Raw genomic sequence first — 16,733 nt, 5'->3', positions numbered from 1 at the left:
CGCTTACCGGGCCTACAAAATCCTCTCCCTTGTGGAGAGGGTTAGGTTGAGGGAAAAGCCTCACCCCAGCCCTCTTGGGTAAAAACATTAATGAAGGTTAATACTATGAAAGCATTACATTTTGGCGCAGGTAATATCGGTCGTGGCTTTATCGGCAAACTGCTGGCGGACGCGGGGATACAGCTGACGTTCGCGGATGTAAATCAGGTCGTGCTCGATGCCCTGAATGCCCGTCATAGCTATCAGGTTCATGTCGTGGGTGAAAATGAGCAGGTTGATACCGTCTCCGGCGTCAACGCTGTAAGCAGCATCGGCGATGATGTTGTTGAACTGATTGCCCACGTAGATTTAGTCACTACCGCCGTCGGTCCGGTTGTACTTGAGCGTATCGCTCCAGCCATCGCCAAAGGACTGGTTAAACGCAAGGCGCAGGGCATCGCTACTCCACTAAATATCATCGCTTGTGAAAACATGGTGCGCGGAACGACCCAGTTGAAGGGCCATGTAATGAACGCGTTAGCAGATGAAGATAAAACCTGGGTTGAAGAACATGTTGGCTTTGTCGATTCTGCCGTGGACCGCATTGTTCCGCCTTCGGCTTCAGCAACCAACGATCCGCTGGAAGTTACCGTCGAAACCTTCAGTGAGTGGATTGTCGACAAAACACAGTTTAAAGGTGAACTGCCAAATATCCCAGGAATGGAATTAACTGATAACCTGATGGCATTTGTCGAACGTAAACTCTTCACGCTGAACACCGGGCATGCTATAACCGCGTACCTCGGAAAATTGACCGGTCATCAGACCATCCGTGACGCGATTCTCGACGAGAAAATCCGCGCAGTGGTAAAAGGTGCGATGGAAGAGAGCGGCGCGGTACTGATCAAACGCTATGGCTTTGATGCAGCAAAACATGCGGCATACATTCAGAAAATCCTCGGTCGTTTTGAAAACCCGTATCTGAAAGATGACGTTGAGCGCGTGGGTCGTCAGCCGCTGCGTAAGCTGAGCGCAGGCGACCGCCTGATTAAACCGCTGCTGGGTACGCTGGAATATGGTTTGCCGCATACGAATCTGGTTACCGGTATTGCGGCAGCGATGCACTATCGCAGCGAAGAAGATCCGCAGGCACAGGAACTGACCGCGCTGATTGACGAAAAAGGTCCACAGGCCGCGCTGGCGCAAGTTTCCGGGCTGGATGCCAATAGTGATGTCGTGCTTGAGGCTGTTAACGCGTATAACGCAAAGAAATGATGCAGGACCTGGCGCAGGATATCCTGCGCCTGAATAATAGATTGTCAGATATGCAGGCAATAATGGAACAAACGCAGGCCTTTGAAAATCGTGTGCTTGAGCGTCTGAATGCTGGCAAAACCGTACGCAGCTTCCTCATCACCGCCGTAGAACTGCTCACCGAGGCGGTGAATATCCTTGTGCTTCAGGTATTTCGCAAAGACGACTATGCGGTGAAATACGCCGTAGAACCGCTGCTCGACGGCGATGGTCCGTTGGGCGATCTTTCCGTTCGTCTGAAGTTAATCTACGGCCTGGGCGTACTCAGTCGCCCGGAGTACGAAGATGCGGAGCTGCTGATGGCGCTGCGGGAGGAGCTGAATCACGACGGCAACGAATACGCATTCACCGACGACGAAATTCTTGGACCGTTTGGTGAACTTCACTGCGTGACGGCACTCCCGCCGCCACCCCAGTTTGATACCTCAGACTCTGGTTTGCATGCCATGCAGATCCAGCGTTACCAGCAGATGGTACGATCCACCATGGTCCTTTCCCTGACCGAGCTGATTTCTAAAATCAGCTTAAAAAAAGCCTTTCAAAAATAAGACGATGTTTGCTTATTTCTCTTCCTGCTGCGGTCGATACAGCTGCCGATAGTACGCCAGACGTTGCAGATACAGCTGCGCGTTTTCCTGCGGTATTTCTGAAGGGACAACGTTGCGCGGCGGTGTTTTATTCAAATATTCGCGAAAAGCCTGGCTTGAAGCCATAAAATCGACAGTTTTATCAATCAGGATTGAAACGTTCTCACCTATTTTCGCCATAATCTTCCCTCCTCCATGTATTAACCGCGCTCAGCCTGTGCGGTTGATCATTTAAGTTTAGGATCAGTTGGGTGTTTATATTGAGGAAAACGTGCTTCACCACGAACACGCCAATAAAAAGCACCACGGCCGATCTTATCGCTTAAAATTCCTTGTTAATCAATGCAGTAACATTATCATTAGCTAATTAATACTTACGGTATTTGATTATTTATCTTCGAGCAGTTGTGAATAATCCCGCTCTGCGCGCATACTATAGGATATTCATCCTATTTTTATCAGAAGCTATCCTATGAAAGAAGTCGAAAAAAACGAAATTAAACGCCTGAGCGATCGTCTGGACGCTATTCGCCACCAGCAGGCAGACCTGTCCCTTGTTGAAGCCGCCGACAAATACGCCGAGCTGGAAAAAGAGAAAGAAACTCTGGAAGCCGAGATCGCACGCCTGCGTGAAGTTCACGGCCAGAAGCTGAGCAAAGAAGCGCAAAAGCTGACAAAACTTCCGTTCCGTCGGGCCATCACCAAAAAAGAGCAGGCTGACATGGGCAAACTGAAGAAAAGCGTGCGCGGCCTGATCGTCGTCCACCCGATGACCGAGCTTGGCCGTGAAATGGGCCTGAAAGAGATGACGGGCTTCGCGAAGAGCGAGTTCTAATCTCCCACCGGGCAACATCCGCTTGCCCGGTCCTTCATTCTCCCCCTCCTTAATTGGCCCTACCAATTTTAGCCAGATCCTACCAGCACCTCACATTTCATTAAAATGTACGTACAATGCCGTTGCCAATAAATAACATTTGATTAACCATTCATTGTCATTACCCCTACACAACAATATTGGCAGGGCCACTTTTACACATAATGTGACGAAGATTTGAGCAAAGACTCATTCCATTATGTCAGCGGCCCCCAGGAGACCTGCAATGAATCTCTGGCAACAGAACTACGACCCGGCCGGTAATATCTGGCTTTCCAGCCTGATCGCATCGCTCCCTATCCTGTTCTTTTTCTTCGCCCTGATTAAGCTCAAGCTGAAAGGCTATGTTGCGGCGTCATGGACGGTGGTGATCGCTTTGTCGGTCGCCCTGCTGTTCTACAAAATGCCGGTCGATCACGCACTGGCATCCGTAGTGTACGGTTTCTTCTACGGTCTGTGGCCAATTGCCTGGATCATTATCGCCGCGGTATTCGTCTATAAAATCTCGGTGAAGACCGGGCAGTTCGACATCATCCGCTCATCAATACTCTCGATTACCCCAGACCAGCGTCTGCAAATGCTGATTGTTGGTTTCTCCTTTGGGGCATTCCTCGAAGGAGCGGCAGGCTTCGGTGCTCCGGTAGCGATTACCGCCGCACTGCTGGTTGGTCTTGGCTTTAACCCGCTGTATGCGGCAGGTTTGTGCCTGATCGTAAATACCGCGCCGGTCGCTTTTGGCGCAATGGGCATTCCGATTCTGGTTGCCGGTCAGGTTACCGGACTGGACAGCTTCGAGATTGGCCAGATGGTAGGTCGTCAACTGCCGTTCCTGACCATTATCGTGCTGTTCTGGATTATGGCGATTATGGATGGCTGGCGTGGTGTCAAAGAAACCTGGCCTGCGGTGATGGTCGCTGGCGGCTCGTTTGCTATCGCACAGTACCTCAGCTCTAACTTTATCGGGCCGGAACTGCCGGACATCATCTCTTCTCTGGTCTCACTGGTGTGTCTGACGCTGTTCCTGAAACGCTGGCAGCCGGTACGCATCTTCCGTTTTGGCGATATGGGCGCTTCGCAGGTCGATATGGATCTGTCACGCACCCGCTACACCGCTGGGCAGGTGGTACGCGCCTGGTCACCGTTCCTGTTCCTGACCGCTACCGTCACGCTGTGGAGCATACCGCCGTTTAAAGCGCTGTTTGCGCCAGGCGGCGCGATGTACCACTGGGTGGTCAATATTCCGGTTCCGTTCCTCGACAAGCTGGTTGCCCGTATGCCACCGGTCGTACACGAAGCTACAGCCTACGCGGCGGTGTACAAATTTGACTGGTTCTCCGCGACCGGTACCGCAATACTGTTTGCCGCCCTGCTGTCTATCGTCTGGCTGAAAATGAAGCCATCTGCTGCGCTGCAGACCTTTGGTAGCACGCTGAAAGATCTGGCGCTGCCTATCTACTCCATCGGGATGGTGCTGGCATTCGCGTTTATCTCTAACTACTCCGGGCTTTCATCCACCCTGGCACTGGCCCTGGCACATACCGGCAGCGCATTTACCTTCTTCTCGCCGTTCCTTGGCTGGCTGGGGGTATTCCTGACCGGGTCCGACACCTCATCAAACGCATTGTTCGCCGCCCTGCAGGCCACGGCCGCTCAGCAAATCGGCGTTTCGGATGTGCTGATGGTGGCCGCAAATACCACCGGCGGCGTGACCGGCAAGATGATCTCTCCGCAATCTATCGCAATCGCCTGTGCGGCAGTGGGATTAGTGGGGAAAGAGTCTGATCTGTTCCGCTTTACCGTGAAGCACAGTCTGATTTTCACCTGCATGGTGGGTGTGATTACCACGCTGCAGGCCTATGTCTTAACCTGGATGATTCCATGATAGTGATGCCCAGACGCCTGTCAGACGAAGTCGCATCTCGTGTGCGGGCGCTGATTGAAGAACAACAGCTGGAGGCGGGCATGAAGTTGCCCGCTGAGCGCCAACTGGCTGTACAGCTCGGCGTATCGCGCAACTCGCTGCGCGAGGCGTTAGCCAAGCTGGTGAGCGAAGGCGTGTTGATTAGCCGTCGTGGCGGCGGGACGTTTATCCGCTGGCAGCATGAGGCCTGGTCTGAACAAAACATCGTTCAGCCGCTGAAAACTCTACTGGCAGACGACCCTGATTACAGTTTCGATATTCTGGAAGCCCGCCACGCCATCGAAGCCAGCACCGCCTGGCATGCAGCTATGCGTGCCACTGCTGCCGACAAAGAGAAGATCAGACTCTGTTTCGAGGCCACACAAAGCGAAGATCCAGATCTCGCCTCGCAGGCAGACGTTCGCTTTCATCTCGCCATTGCGGAAGCCTCGCACAACGTGGTGCTGTTACAGACCATGCGCGGTTTCTTCGACGTATTGCAGTCTTCGGTGAAACAGAGCCGTCAGCGTATGTACCTTGTGCCGCCCGTATTTTCGCAACTGACGGCGCAGCATCAGGCCGTCCTGGATGCGATTGTTGCCGGAGATGCCGACGGAGCGCGTAAAGCAATGATGGCGCACCTCAGTTTTGTCCACACCACGATTAAACGATTTGATGAAGATCAGGCCCGCCAGGCGCGTATCACCCGCCTGCCCGGTGACCCTGGTGAGAATAGCAGGGAGAACAACACATGATTATTTCAGCAGCCAGCGACTATCGCGCCGCAGCCCAGCGCATCCTACCCCCCTTCTTGTTCCACTATATAGACGGTGGGGCGTATGCAGAGCACACTCTGCGCCGTAACGTGGCAGACCTGTCTGAAGTGGCACTTCGCCAGCGCGTGCTGAAGAATATGTCCGACCTGAGCCTGGAGACAAAGCTGTTCAACGAAACGCTCTCCATGCCGGTGGCCCTTGCACCTGTCGGTCTGTGCGGCATGTACGCGCGCCGGGGCGAAGTTCAGGCCGCCGCCGCCGCTGATGCCAAAGGCATTCCATTTACGCTTTCCACGGTATCCGTATGTCCGATTGAAGAAGTCGCCCCAACCATCAAACGTCCAATGTGGTTTCAGCTATATGTTCTGCGCGATCGTGGCTTTATGCGCAACGCGCTGGAGCGCGCCAAAGCGGCGGGTTGCTCCACGCTGGTCTTTACCGTCGATATGCCAACACCGGGTGCACGCTACCGTGACGCCCATTCCGGGATGAGCGGCCCAAATGCCGCACTACGCCGCTACTGGCAGGCAGTCACCCATCCACAGTGGGCATGGGACGTTGGCCTGAACGGTCGCCCACATGATTTAGGTAATATCTCGACTTATCTTGGTAAACCTACCGGTCTTGAGGATTACATCGGCTGGCTGGCGAATAACTTCGATCCGTCGATTTCCTGGAAAGACCTCGAGTGGATCCGCGAATTTTGGGATGGTCCGATGGTGATCAAAGGGATCCTCGATCCCGAAGATGCCCGAGACGCCGTACGCTTTGGTGCGGACGGCATCGTTGTCTCTAACCACGGTGGTCGCCAGTTAGACGGCGTGCTGTCTTCAGCTCGCGCGTTACCCGCTATTGCCGATGCGGTAAAAGGCGATATCACCATTCTGGCAGACAGTGGGATCCGCAACGGTCTGGACGTCGTACGTATGATTGCGCTGGGCGCGGATAGTGTTCTGCTGGGACGTGCTTATCTGTACGCGCTGGCCACCCACGGTCAGGCCGGGGTGGCGAATCTGCTGAATCTGATCGAGAAAGAGATGAAGGTGGCAATGACCCTTACCGGGGCGAAATCGATTAGCGAAATCAGCCGTGATTCGCTGGTACAGGAACTGGGCAAACAGGTGGCTGACTACCCGATGCAGCCCAAACGTGGAAATGCGGCGTAAACGTTAATTTGCTATGCTGCCCCGTACTTAAGGGGGCAGCATGCTAAACATCGTTTTATTCGAACCAGAAATCCCGCCAAATACCGGCAATATTATCCGTCTTTGCGCCAACACCGGCTTTCGTCTGCATATTATTGAGCCAATGGGCTTTACCTGGGACGACAAGCGCCTGCGTCGCGCGGGGCTGGATTACCATGAATTTACCGCTGTGCTACGCCACCCTGATTACGCCGCCTTCGTCGCCGCAGAAAATCCGCAACGTCTGTTTGCCCTGACCACCAAAGGTACGCCAGCGCATAGCGCGGTAAGCTATCAGGATGGGGATTATCTGATGTTTGGCCCGGAAACTCGCGGTCTGCCAGCCAGCATCCTCGACGCGCTGCCTGCCGAACAAAAAATTCGTATTCCGATGATGCCGGACAGTCGCAGCATGAACCTGTCGAATGCGGTGTCGGTGGTGGTGTATGAGGCCTGGCGCCAGTTAGGTTATCCCGGCGCGATATTGCGTAGTTGATTTTTGTCGGATGGCGGCTGACGCCTTATCCGACCTACGAAAGAATTTACCGTTATTTTTCGAGCGTTATCGGCGTAGTCAGGTTGGACACGGACTGCGCTTGCCGACCTGCGCGTACACGTAGTACGTGAGGATGGCGAGCACAGCCCGGGTTCAAGATGACAAGTAAGATAGCTCGAAATCAGATTCCATCGCCGTATTCGAAAGTATGATGAATCCCGTTGAAATGCTGATCCATATCCATAGACGGCTTATCGCTGTCTGGCTTACCGACGATGCGCGCCGGTACGCCTGCGGCGGTGGTATGCGGCGGTACGGGCTGTAGCACGACCGAACCTGCGCCAATCTTCGCGCCGCGTCCGACTTCAATGTTGCCGAGAATTTTTGCTCCCGCGCCGATCATCACGCCTTCACGAATTTTCGGGTGGCGGTCACCGCCGGCTTTACCGGTCCCGCCCAGCGTGACGGATTGCAGAATAGAGACGTCGTTTTCAATCACCGCGGTTTCACCAACCACAATGCCGGTGGCGTGATCGAGCATAATCCCACGGCCAATTTTTGCCGCCGGATGAATGTCTACCTGGAAGGTAACGGACACCTGATTTTGCAGGAAGATCGCCAGCGCCTGACGCCCCTGATGCCACAGCCAGTGACCGATACGGTAGGCCTGAAGCGCATGAAAGCCCTTCAGATACAGCAGTGGAGTGGAATATTTATCGACAGCCGGGTCACGCGTGCGTACTGCCTGAATATCGCAGGCCGCTGAGGCAATCATTTCAGGATCGGCCGCGTAGGCCTCTTCTACGACTTCGCGAATCGCAATGGCGGGCATAATTGGAGAAGCGAGTTTATTCGCCAGCATATAGCTTAGCGCACTGCCGAGATTTTCATGCTTGAGCAGCGTTGCGTGGTAAAAACTGGCCAGCATTGGCTCACATTCCGCCAGTGCCCGGGCTTCCGCTTTAATGTTTTTCCAGACGATATCCAGTTCTTCACACGGCATTGCGTACTCCAGAAGGTAGCAAAACGACCGATCCGTTCTTCGCGGATCGGGTCGTTATATTCAACAGTTCCTTACAGCTAGTGGCGACTCAGCTCGTCCTTGCGTGCACGGCCTAATAACGTCAATGCTGCCTCGCGCGCGTTTTTTCCGCAATACAATACTTGATAAATTTCCTCGGTTATTGGCATCTCAACACCAAAACGGTGCGCCAATTCACGAACTTCTTTCGTATTGCGATAGCCTTCAACCACTTGGCCAATCTTGTCCTGCGCACCCTGCACGTCCATCCCCTGGCCGAGCATCATGCCAAAACGACGGTTGCGCGACTGGTTGTCGGTACAGGTCAGCACCAGATCGCCTAAACCCGCCATCCCCATAAAGGTGGCAGGATCGGCCCCCAGCGCCGCACCAAGACGAGACATTTCGGTCAGCCCACGGGTGATCAATGCGGTTCGTGCATTCGCGCCAAAACCGATGCCGTCAGACATCCCCGCACCAATGGCAATGACGTTTTTCACCGCGCCGCCAAGCTGCACGCCAATGAAATCCGGGTTGCTATAAACGCGGAAGCTTTTGCCGCAGTGCAGCAACTGCTGGAGATCGTCAGCAAAAGTGTCGTCCGTCGAGGCCAGAGAAATCGCCGTCGGCATGCCCGCAGCCAGCTCTTTGGCGAACGTCGGGCCGGAAATAACCGCCAGTGGAATTGAGTCCCCCAGCGCTTCACGCGCGACGTCCTGCAGCAGACGCCCTGTTTCCGCTTCCAGACCTTTTGTCGCCCAGACCAGTCGTGCGTCAGGACGCATCAATGGTTTGATGTTACGCAGCACTTCGCCAAAGACGTGGCTCGGTACCACCACCAGAATATTACGACTGGCGGCCAGTGCAGTGGCTAAATCACTTTCCAGGCGCAGCGTGTCGGGAAAAGGCACATCAGGAAGGAACGCGACGTTGCAGCGATCGTGCTCGAGAGTCGCGATATGTTTAGGATCATGGCCCCACAGGACAACCTGATGGCCATTTCTTGCCAGGGTGATGGCAAGAGCGGTGCCGTACGAGCCGGCACCAATCACAGTCATTGAAGCATTACTTTGGTTCATCAGGCATCCTGATGTTCTTCAGTACCTTCGCCAGCCTGCTGCTGTAAATAGTTCATGAACAGCGCATCAAAGTTGACCGGCGCAAGGTTCAGTTGCGGGAACGTACCGCGTGAAACCAGGCTGGTGATGCATTCGCGGGCATACGGGAACAGAATGTTCGGGCAGTATGCGCCCAGGCAATGCGCCATCTGAGTCCCTTCGATACCACTGATGGAGAAAATACCGCCCTGCTGAACTTCGCACAGGAACGCAGTTTCTTCACCCAGGGAAGCCGTTACGGTGACACGCAGCACTACTTCATACACGTCATCTGCCAGTTGGGTAGATGCGGTATCAAGATCCAGTTTAACCTCTGGCTGCCAATCTTTCTGGAAAACATGCGGTGCATTTGGCGCTTCGAAAGACACATCCTTGGTATAAATACGTTGGATCTGGAAAGCCATTTCAGTGTTATTTTGTTCTGACATGTTGAGAAAACCCTTTAGTGTTGTCCTTTAAATACTTCGGTACGCCTTAACGCAGCAGTGGATCCAGTCCACCACGCGCATCCAACGCATACAAGTCGTCACAACCACCAATGTGCTGTGCATCAATAAAAATCTGCGGAACCGTAGTACGGCCACTGCGCTTGATCATTTCTTCACGCTTCACGGCATCGCCGTCAATCGGAAGCTCCTGGAAACTCACACCCTTGCTGTTCAGGAGCGCCTTTGCGCGATGGCAAAACGGGCAGGTTGCTTTGGTATAGATCTCAATATTGGCCATGACTTATCTCCAGTGTTCTTTTTACCCTGCGGCATGAAAGAAGACGGGTAAATTATTTGCCGCGAACCAGTGGCAGATTCTCACCACTCCAGCCCGCTACGCCATCTTTCAGTACAGACACCTGCTCAAAACCGGCTTTGATCAGCGCAGTTGCTGAATCCTGGCACTGCATGCCTGAACCATCAACCACAATCACAGGTTTGTTTTTGTGTTTTTCCAGTTCGCCAAAATTATTGGCTTTGATTTCGCTCGGCAGCAGGTTAGTGGAGCCTGCGATATGGCCTTTGCGGAAGTCGTCGCGCTGACGTAAATCCACGACAACGGCGTCTTCTTTATTGATGAGACGTGTGGCTTCTCCGCGCGTAATCACCTTCACTTTGGAAGTCAGGCTCTTAAACGTGGTAAATAATACAGCCGCCAGTAACGCAATCCAGGCGATACTCAATACAGGGTGGCGACTAACAAATTGCATAATTTCTTGCATGGGGGGTAACAACTCCCGACTCAGTGATTAAAAAAACCAGGAAAGGAGTATACCTGCGCGTTGGCGCAAATACAGCCAGAGCGTGCATTGGATTGCATTTTTGCGGGGCGCTACGGAAAAAAAAACCTAAAACCACGCCCTCTGCGGCGCGCTCTGGTCGATTATTTGATCTTCCGGGGCTACTTTATCGATTCAGCTGTAGTAAAATTACGCAATTATTTTTTATCTATTAAGTGTGAGGTTGTCGCAATGTCGGTTTCTAAAAAACCTATGGTACTGGTGATTCTGGATGGCTACGGCTATCGCGAAGACAGCCAGGATAACGCCATTTTTAGTGCTAAAACCCCGGTAATGGATGCCCTGTGGGCAAAACGTCCGCATACCCTGATTGATGCGTCTGGCCTGGAAGTTGGCCTGCCCGATCGCCAGATGGGCAACTCCGAAGTCGGTCACGTCAACCTGGGCGCGGGCCGCATCGTGTATCAGGACCTGACCCGTCTGGATGTAGAAATTAAAGAGCGTACTTTCTTCGCTAACCCGGTGCTGACCAATGCGGTCGACCAGGCAAAAAATAGCGGCAAAGCGGTTCACATCATGGGTCTGCTCTCTGCGGGCGGTGTTCACAGCCACGAAGATCACATCATGGCGATGGTAGAAATGGCTGCTGAACGCGGCGCGGAAAAAATCTATCTGCACGCTTTCCTTGATGGCCGCGATACCCCGCCGCGCAGCGCTGAACATTCACTGCAGAAATTCGAAGAGAAATTTGCCGCGCTGGGCAAAGGCCGCGTAGCGTCCATCATCGGTCGTTACTACGCGATGGACCGCGACAACCGTTGGGATCGCGTTGAACAGGCTTATGACCTGATGACGTTGGCCAAAGGCGAGTTCCAGTTCGCTACGGCGGTTGAAGGCCTGCAGGCTGCTTATGCCCGCGACGAAAACGACGAATTCGTGAAAGCGACCGTGATCCGTGCTGAAGGCCAGGCTGAAGCCGCCATGGAAGACGGCGATACGCTGATTTTCATGAACTTCCGTGCTGACCGTGCGCGTGAAATCACTCGTGCGTTTGTTAACGCTGACTTCGACGGCTTCGCCCGTAAGAAAGTCGTTAACCTCAACTTTGTGATGCTGACCGAATACGCGGCCGACATCAAAACTGCGGTTGCTTACCCACCAGCATCTCTGGCTAACACCCTTGGCGAGTGGATGGCGAAGCACGACAAAACGCAGTTGCGTATTTCCGAAACCGAAAAATATGCGCACGTGACCTTCTTCTTCAACGGCGGCGTAGAAGAGCCGTTCAAAGGCGAAGACCGCATCCTGATCAACTCACCGAAAGTTGCGACCTACGATCTGCAGCCGGAGATGAGCTCTGCTGAGCTGACCGAAAAACTGGTTGCGGCGATTGAGAGCGGAAAATACGACACCATCATTTGTAACTACCCGAACGGCGACATGGTTGGTCATACCGGAGTGATGGAAGCAGCGGTTAAAGCGGTTGAAGCGCTGGATCACTGCGTTGAACAGGTCGCGAAAGCGGTTGAATCCGTTGGCGGCCAGTTGCTGATCACCGCGGACCACGGTAACGCAGAGCAGATGCGCGATCCGTCCACCGGTCAGGCGCACACTGCGCACACCAACCTGCCCGTTCCGCTGATTTATGTCGGTGGTAAGAACGTTAAAGCAGTCGAAGGCGGTAAACTTTCTGATATCGCCCCGACGATGCTGACGCTGATGGGTATGGAAATCCCGCAAGAGATGACTGGTAAGCCGCTGTTCATCGTGGAATAATCCCTCCCCATGAGGGGAAAGGCGATTAATACCATCACTCGGGCCGTGAAACCGCGTAAGTTTTCAGTCAGGCCCTTGTTCTACGCCAGCGCGCTTAGCGCTGGCGTATTGCTGTGCGCCTTTTCCGCCCACGCGGACGAACGCGACCAGCTCAAATCTATTCAGGCTGATATCGCGGCAAAAGAACGCGCGGTACGCCAACAGCAACAACAACGCGCCACCCTCCTCGCTCAGCTTAAAGCTCAGGAACAAGCCATCGCCGTTGCCGCAAGGCAGTTGCGCGAAACGCAAAACTCACTGGCACAGCTGAATGCGCAAATCGCAGAGATGAATGCAGCACTCGCGAAGCTGGAAAAACAGCGGGCCGCGCAAGAACGCAGCCTAGCAGCCCAACTCGACGCAGCTTTTCGCCAGGGCGAACACACAGGCATTCAGCTCATTCTTAGCGGTGAAGAAAGCCAGCGTGGGCAACGCCTGCAGGCCTATTTCGGCTATCTGAACCAGGCGCGACAGGAAACCATCGCGCAGCTGAAACAAACCCGCGAAGAGGTCGACTCGCAAAAAGCCGAGCTGGAAGATAAGCAGAGCGAACAGCAGACGCTACTGTACGAACAGCGCGCTCAGCAGGCTAAGCTGGAACAGGCACGTAACGAACGCCAGAAAACACTTTCGAGTCTGGAATCATCGATTCAACAGGGTCAACAGCAACTGGGCGAAATGCGCGCCAACGAATCCCGTCTGCGCAACAGCATTGCTCGCGCCGAAGCCGCGGCCAAAGCGCGCGCGGAACGTGAAGCGCGCGAGGCGCAGGCCGTACGTGATAAGCAGAAGGATGCGTCACGAAAAGGCTCAACCTATAAACCGACCGAAAGTGAAAAATCACTGATGTCGCGTACCGGCGGTTTAGGTTCGCCACGCGGTCAGGCATTCTGGCCCGTTCGTGGTCCAACTCTACATCGTTATGGCGAACAGCTGCAGGGTGAGCTACGTTGGAAGGGTATGGTTATTGGTGCATCCGAGGGCACCGAAGTTAAAGCCATTGCCGATGGTCGCGTCATTCTGGCGGACTGGCTGCAGGGCTATGGCCTGGTGGTCGTCGTTGAACACGGTAAAGGCGATATGAGCCTGTACGGTTATAACCAGAGCGCACTGGTCAGCGTCGGTACGCAGGTTCGCGCCGGGCAGCCTATAGCACTTGTGGGTAGCAGCGGCGGTCAGGGCAGGCCGGCACTCTATTTCGAAATTCGTCGCCAGGGTCAGGCGGTCAATCCACAGCCGTGGTTGGGAAGATAAGTTTTGCCACAACAATTTCGTCGTCTACTACTCTCTCTCGCCAGTCTGCTGGCCTTCGCAACACCTGTATTTGCTGGCAAACTCGCCATCGTCATTGATGATTTCGGCTATCGCCCACACACTGAAAACCAGGTACTGGCGATGCCTTCTACCATCTCCGTTGCCGTTCTGCCTAACGCCCCACATGCGCGTGAAATGGCAATCAAAGCGCATAACAGCGGGCATGAAGTCTTAATCCATCTGCCAATGGCGCCGCTGAGCAAGCAGCCGTTAGAGAAAGACACGTTACGCCCTGAAATGAGCAGCGAAGAGATTGAGCGGATTATTCGCGACGCGGTAAGCAAAGTACCGAATGCGGTCGGTCTGAACAACCATATGGGCAGCGCGATGACCTCCAGCCTGTTCGGCATGCAGAAGGTGATGCAGGCGCTGGAACGCTACGACCTCTACTTCCTGGACAGCATGACCATCGGTAACAGCCAGGCAATGCGCGCAGCGTCAGGAACCGGTGTGAAGGTCATCAAACGCAAAGTCTTCCTGGATGACACGCAAAACGAAGCCGATATTCGCCGTCAGTTTAATCGTGCCGTCGAGCTTGCGCGCCGCAACGGTTCCGCAATCGCCATTGGCCACCCTCACCCGTCTACGGTTCGCGTCCTGCAGCAGATGCTGTATAGCCTGCCAGCCGACATCACGCTGGTTCGCCCAAGCAGTTTGCTCAATGAACCACAGGTGGATACCTCCAGACCAAACCTCACACCACCGAAGAACGGTACGCCTGATGCGCCGCGTAATCCTTTCCGCGGGGTGAAATTATGCAAACCGAAACAGCCGTTAGAGCCGGTGTACGCCAGCCGCTTCTTCAGCGTGCTCGGCGAAAGCATCACCCAAAGCACGCTGGTGCAGTATATGCGCCTGCAGTGGCAGGGCTGGCAATAATCAGTCTTTACTATCCAGCGTTAAATGGGCCAGGCGGCGCGGCGTCAATGATTTATCGCGCCACTGGCTAAAACGGATAGCCCACAACAGCACCTGATAACCCAGCTTAACGCTGCAGATATTACTCACCATACGCTTGAACATACCCGATACAAATACTTCAGCAATCATGCGCTGGCGGATCTGTGGATCGGGTTCTTTACGAATACAATGACATACTCGCAGTCCCTCATAAATCACTTGTTGCTTAAACTCAGGATGGATAGTGATGCGGTTAGCATAGCTATGATTAAGTTCGTCCAGCAGGCGAGTGATCTTTATATAGTGCCGTTGATAGTTTAAATTCGCTTCACCCTGCCGCTTCATGTGGCTAATTGAGCCATCGTGTTGGTAGTATTTATATAATGGTTTTTCCGTATATTTCACACGAGTGGCATTAAACATAAACACCGTACTCCACATGACATCCTGATGATGTAACCCAGGGATAAATCTTATATTGTGTTCTTTAATGAGGTCATTTCTATATACCCCCATCCAGAGAACATGCGTCCAGCGGCGCGAAGCAAGCCCCATACGCAACCAGTCTGGGCCGGAGAGAATACCGGTAGAGCGCAGACGATCTGTTGGAATGGATACCCAGACTCGGGATGTTTCCCGCGAACTCCAGTCTGCGTTGCTTTGTACAACGTCAAGGTTGTCATGCAAGGCCATTCCCATCAATGTCTCATACATCTCCGGATAGACTTCATCATCGGCATCAACGAATGCGATGTAATCCCCCACAGCGACATCCAGGCCAAGGTTTCGCGCGACAGAGACACCCTGGTTGGCCTGATGCAGCAGCCGAACATGGGGATATTTTTCCGCATAGTATTGCGCAATATCGACTGAACAGTCCGTAGAACCATCATTTACAATAATGATTTCAAGATCTTTCCAGGTCTGCGCAATTAATGACTCCATACAGTCACGAAAGTAACTACCGGCATTATATAACGGGATAATAACGCTTAATTTATATTTACTTTTCATCGTAGGGTAATCATCTAATCTATGGGATTGTCGTTACTCTATCACCCGATTATTAAGATATTATTAAGGCTTAGCAAGAGGTACAATTTCCAGAGAAATAGGCCAGCATTCCTATAAATTTATATTAGCTAGATTGATAACCTATTTACTTACACGTCCGAGAAACAAAAAACAGCACAAATAGCTAACTTAGTTGTTACCTGTGTATGACAAAGGATTTTGTTATACTAACTTGATCTCTATCACAAAATGAACAGTGCAAATGTAATGATGACCAAAGCACTCTTACTACATTGATGCTTTAAGTCATGAAATTTTCATAACGTAAAGCAATTAATCAATTACTTTCAATTAGATAGAACATAACACTGTTTTTTGTGTGCCTTTTACATAAAAGCATGTATTAACTAACCACCGTCGATACAATTTTGTATAATACAGAGCATAACTATCCACAACAGATTAATATACGAAGGCGAATTTAATGAACATTAGTAAGGCTGAATTAAATGACTTTAATGTTTATTTCAAGAAAGAAAAAATTAATTTCCCTTTGTTGATGGAAAAAGTATCAAATAATGAAATAAAAGGGAAACAACTGAATGCTGAAAATGGCTTTCGCAGCGTCCATCTTGTCGAATATGAAAATAAAAAGTTTATTGTCAAGAACGACCGTGAAATAGACAATCGCTTTGAAAAAAAAGCGCTAAACTTTATTTCCGGGCCCTTTTATTCACATATGATTAAACGACTGGCACGCTTAACTCCAGAGCAACGCGCCTGTACTGCAGACCTGTACTACGTTGCCGAAAAATGTCACTTTCGTCAATGTGTTGAAGTGTCAACCGTGCATGAATACATTGATGGTAAACCCCTTGCCGATATCAATGAAAGTAATGCCGAAGAGGTGAAAGACTGTATTATTAAGCTTCACAATGCAGGTCTTGCATCGAATGATATTCACCCTGGGAATTTTATTAGAACGTCATCAGGTGAACTTAAAATTATCGATCTTTCATGCAAAGGCATTATGAAAATATGCCAGGCGAACGATATCCTCACGCTCCGGAATAAATACAATATCGATATTCAGGGTCATGGCTTCGTTTATAACCTGATTTTATTGAAAGAAAAGCTTCGCCGACTTTCACGAAAAATTCGCGGCAAGTAAAAAATAGCCAGATATTAATCATATCTGGCTATTCATTCTTAC

The 16,733-nt window shown here is 52.2% G+C and carries 18 protein-coding genes; 11 read left to right on the top strand and 7 right to left on the bottom strand.

All coding sequences use genetic code 11. The annotated features are described in order from the left end of the window. The first annotated feature begins 105 nt into the window (after positions 1–105). Complete coding sequence (gene mtlD, locus OGY68_RS03745) at positions 106–1,254, top strand: mannitol-1-phosphate 5-dehydrogenase (RefSeq protein WP_286616845.1); 1,149 nt, start codon at positions 106–108, stop codon at positions 1,252–1,254. Beyond that, a complete protein-coding gene (gene mtlR / locus OGY68_RS03740; RefSeq protein WP_003024179.1) occupies positions 1,254–1,841 on the top strand; it encodes a mannitol operon repressor MtlR in 588 nt (195 codons plus the stop codon). The genes mtlD and mtlR overlap by 1 nt, the downstream gene beginning before the upstream one ends. Positions 1,842–1,853: 12 nt before the next feature. Here mtlR and OGY68_RS03735 read toward each other — a convergent pair whose 3' ends face one another. Beyond that, positions 1,854–2,060: a hypothetical protein gene (locus OGY68_RS03735; RefSeq protein WP_032945348.1), complete on the bottom strand. Its 207-nt coding sequence runs from the start codon at positions 2,058–2,060 to the stop codon at positions 1,854–1,856. 292 nt (positions 2,061–2,352) lie between these two features. Here OGY68_RS03735 and OGY68_RS03730 point away from each other — a divergent pair, with 292 nt between their 5' ends. From OGY68_RS03730 to trmL, 5 genes are all read left to right on the top strand, one after another. Continuing rightward, a complete protein-coding gene (locus tag OGY68_RS03730; protein ID WP_008786458.1) occupies positions 2,353–2,715 on the top strand; it encodes a YibL family ribosome-associated protein in 363 nt (120 codons plus the stop codon). A gap of 265 nt (positions 2,716–2,980) precedes the next feature. Further along, positions 2,981–4,636 (top strand): L-lactate permease, encoded by a 1,656-nt coding sequence (gene lldP / locus OGY68_RS03725; protein ID WP_003827332.1) that lies wholly within the window; start codon positions 2,981–2,983, stop codon positions 4,634–4,636. Next, positions 4,633–5,409 carry a transcriptional regulator LldR gene (lldR, locus tag OGY68_RS03720; protein WP_003024170.1) on the top strand — a complete coding sequence of 259 codons (777 nt, stop codon included), beginning with the start codon at positions 4,633–4,635 and terminating at the stop codon, positions 5,407–5,409. Before lldP ends, lldR begins: the two co-directional genes overlap by 4 nt. After that, entirely contained in the window at positions 5,406–6,596 is a 1,191-nt protein-coding gene (gene lldD / locus OGY68_RS03715; protein ID WP_008786460.1) for an FMN-dependent L-lactate dehydrogenase LldD, read from the top strand. Before lldR ends, lldD begins: the two co-directional genes overlap by 4 nt. A gap of 40 nt (positions 6,597–6,636) precedes the next feature. Further along, positions 6,637–7,110, top strand: coding sequence for a tRNA (uridine(34)/cytosine(34)/5-carboxymethylaminomethyluridine(34)-2'-O)-methyltransferase TrmL (trmL, locus tag OGY68_RS03710; RefSeq protein ID WP_048237006.1), 474 nt, complete (start codon positions 6,637–6,639; stop codon positions 7,108–7,110). Positions 7,111–7,291: 181 nt separating this feature from the next. Here trmL and cysE read toward each other — a convergent pair whose 3' ends face one another. The 5 genes from cysE to OGY68_RS03685 form a co-directional block, all read right to left on the bottom strand. Then, on the bottom strand, positions 7,292–8,113 hold the full coding sequence (gene cysE / locus OGY68_RS03705; protein ID WP_003024160.1) for a serine O-acetyltransferase: 822 nt from the start codon (positions 8,111–8,113) through the stop codon (positions 7,292–7,294). A gap of 77 nt (positions 8,114–8,190) precedes the next feature. Next, the gene (gene gpsA / locus OGY68_RS03700; RefSeq protein ID WP_008786462.1) at positions 8,191–9,210 is read right to left on the bottom strand and encodes an NAD(P)H-dependent glycerol-3-phosphate dehydrogenase; all 1,020 of its coding nucleotides are present in this window, start codon (positions 9,208–9,210) and stop codon (positions 8,191–8,193) included. Then, positions 9,210–9,677, bottom strand: a complete 468-nt coding sequence (secB, locus tag OGY68_RS03695) for a protein-export chaperone SecB (RefSeq protein ID WP_003024155.1) — start codon at positions 9,675–9,677, stop codon at positions 9,210–9,212. Before secB ends, gpsA begins: the two co-directional genes overlap by 1 nt. Positions 9,678–9,723: 46 nt before the next feature. Continuing rightward, complete coding sequence (grxC, locus tag OGY68_RS03690; RefSeq protein WP_003024152.1) at positions 9,724–9,975, bottom strand: glutaredoxin 3; 252 nt, start codon at positions 9,973–9,975, stop codon at positions 9,724–9,726. 52 nt (positions 9,976–10,027) lie between these two features. Further along, complete coding sequence (locus tag OGY68_RS03685; RefSeq protein ID WP_003024148.1) at positions 10,028–10,459, bottom strand: rhodanese-like domain-containing protein; 432 nt, start codon at positions 10,457–10,459, stop codon at positions 10,028–10,030. 249 nt (positions 10,460–10,708) lie between these two features. On the opposite strand from OGY68_RS03685, the gene gpmM reads away from it, so the two are divergent. The 3 genes from gpmM to OGY68_RS03670 are packed head-to-tail and all read left to right on the top strand — an operon-like array spanning position 10,709 to position 14,485. Continuing rightward, on the top strand, positions 10,709–12,253 hold the full coding sequence (gene gpmM / locus OGY68_RS03680) for a 2,3-bisphosphoglycerate-independent phosphoglycerate mutase (RefSeq protein ID WP_057066896.1): 1,545 nt from the start codon (positions 10,709–10,711) through the stop codon (positions 12,251–12,253). Positions 12,254–12,286: 33 nt separating this feature from the next. Beyond that, positions 12,287–13,546, top strand: a complete 1,260-nt coding sequence (gene envC, locus OGY68_RS03675) for a murein hydrolase activator EnvC (protein ID WP_231587333.1) — start codon at positions 12,287–12,289, stop codon at positions 13,544–13,546. Between the two features lie 3 nt (positions 13,547–13,549). Further along, the gene (locus tag OGY68_RS03670; protein WP_003024138.1) at positions 13,550–14,485 is read left to right on the top strand and encodes a divergent polysaccharide deacetylase family protein; all 936 of its coding nucleotides are present in this window, start codon (positions 13,550–13,552) and stop codon (positions 14,483–14,485) included. Here the strand turns inward: OGY68_RS03670 and OGY68_RS03665 are convergent, their stop codons facing one another. Continuing rightward, the gene (locus OGY68_RS03665; RefSeq protein WP_032945363.1) at positions 14,486–15,520 is read right to left on the bottom strand and encodes a glycosyltransferase; all 1,035 of its coding nucleotides are present in this window, start codon (positions 15,518–15,520) and stop codon (positions 14,486–14,488) included. Positions 15,521–16,004: 484 nt separating this feature from the next. On the opposite strand from OGY68_RS03665, the gene OGY68_RS03660 reads away from it, so the two are divergent. After that, positions 16,005–16,691, top strand: a complete 687-nt coding sequence (locus OGY68_RS03660; RefSeq protein WP_008786466.1) for a lipopolysaccharide core heptose(II) kinase RfaY — start codon at positions 16,005–16,007, stop codon at positions 16,689–16,691. The last annotated feature ends 42 nt before the right edge of the window (positions 16,692–16,733 follow it).

The sequence above is a fragment of the Citrobacter sp. Cpo065 genome (assembly GCF_030332805.1).
In the GTDB taxonomy this organism is placed as follows: domain Bacteria; phylum Pseudomonadota; class Gammaproteobacteria; order Enterobacterales; family Enterobacteriaceae; genus Citrobacter; species Citrobacter portucalensis.
Note: the sequence above shows the minus strand (reverse complement) of the source record. Positions and strands in the feature narration are given on the sequence as shown.

What these genes read in the sequence shown, in the direction of transcription:
- lldD (WP_008786460.1), top strand. Translation starts at nt 5,406, where the DNA reads ATGATTATTTCAGCAGCCAGCGACTATCGCGCCGCAGCCCAGCGCATC.
- mtlD (WP_286616845.1), top strand. Translation starts at nt 106, where the DNA reads ATGAAAGCATTACATTTTGGCGCAGGTAATATCGGTCGTGGCTTTATC.
- trmL (WP_048237006.1), top strand. Translation starts at nt 6,637, where the DNA reads ATGCTAAACATCGTTTTATTCGAACCAGAAATCCCGCCAAATACCGGC.
- lldP (WP_003827332.1), top strand. Translation starts at nt 2,981, where the DNA reads ATGAATCTCTGGCAACAGAACTACGACCCGGCCGGTAATATCTGGCTT.
- secB (WP_003024155.1), bottom strand. Translation starts at nt 9,677, where the DNA reads ATGTCAGAACAAAATAACACTGAAATGGCTTTCCAGATCCAACGTATT.
- OGY68_RS03660 (WP_008786466.1), top strand. Translation starts at nt 16,005, where the DNA reads ATGAACATTAGTAAGGCTGAATTAAATGACTTTAATGTTTATTTCAAG.
- gpmM (WP_057066896.1), top strand. Translation starts at nt 10,709, where the DNA reads ATGTCGGTTTCTAAAAAACCTATGGTACTGGTGATTCTGGATGGCTAC.
- grxC (WP_003024152.1), bottom strand. Translation starts at nt 9,975, where the DNA reads ATGGCCAATATTGAGATCTATACCAAAGCAACCTGCCCGTTTTGCCAT.
- lldR (WP_003024170.1), top strand. Translation starts at nt 4,633, where the DNA reads ATGATAGTGATGCCCAGACGCCTGTCAGACGAAGTCGCATCTCGTGTG.
- gpsA (WP_008786462.1), bottom strand. Translation starts at nt 9,210, where the DNA reads ATGAACCAAAGTAATGCTTCAATGACTGTGATTGGTGCCGGCTCGTAC.
- OGY68_RS03685 (WP_003024148.1), bottom strand. Translation starts at nt 10,459, where the DNA reads ATGCAAGAAATTATGCAATTTGTTAGTCGCCACCCTGTATTGAGTATC.
- OGY68_RS03730 (WP_008786458.1), top strand. Translation starts at nt 2,353, where the DNA reads ATGAAAGAAGTCGAAAAAAACGAAATTAAACGCCTGAGCGATCGTCTG.
- cysE (WP_003024160.1), bottom strand. Translation starts at nt 8,113, where the DNA reads ATGCCGTGTGAAGAACTGGATATCGTCTGGAAAAACATTAAAGCGGAA.
- mtlR (WP_003024179.1), top strand. Translation starts at nt 1,254, where the DNA reads ATGCAGGACCTGGCGCAGGATATCCTGCGCCTGAATAATAGATTGTCA.
- OGY68_RS03735 (WP_032945348.1), bottom strand. Translation starts at nt 2,060, where the DNA reads ATGGCGAAAATAGGTGAGAACGTTTCAATCCTGATTGATAAAACTGTC.
- OGY68_RS03665 (WP_032945363.1), bottom strand. Translation starts at nt 15,520, where the DNA reads ATGAAAAGTAAATATAAATTAAGCGTTATTATCCCGTTATATAATGCC.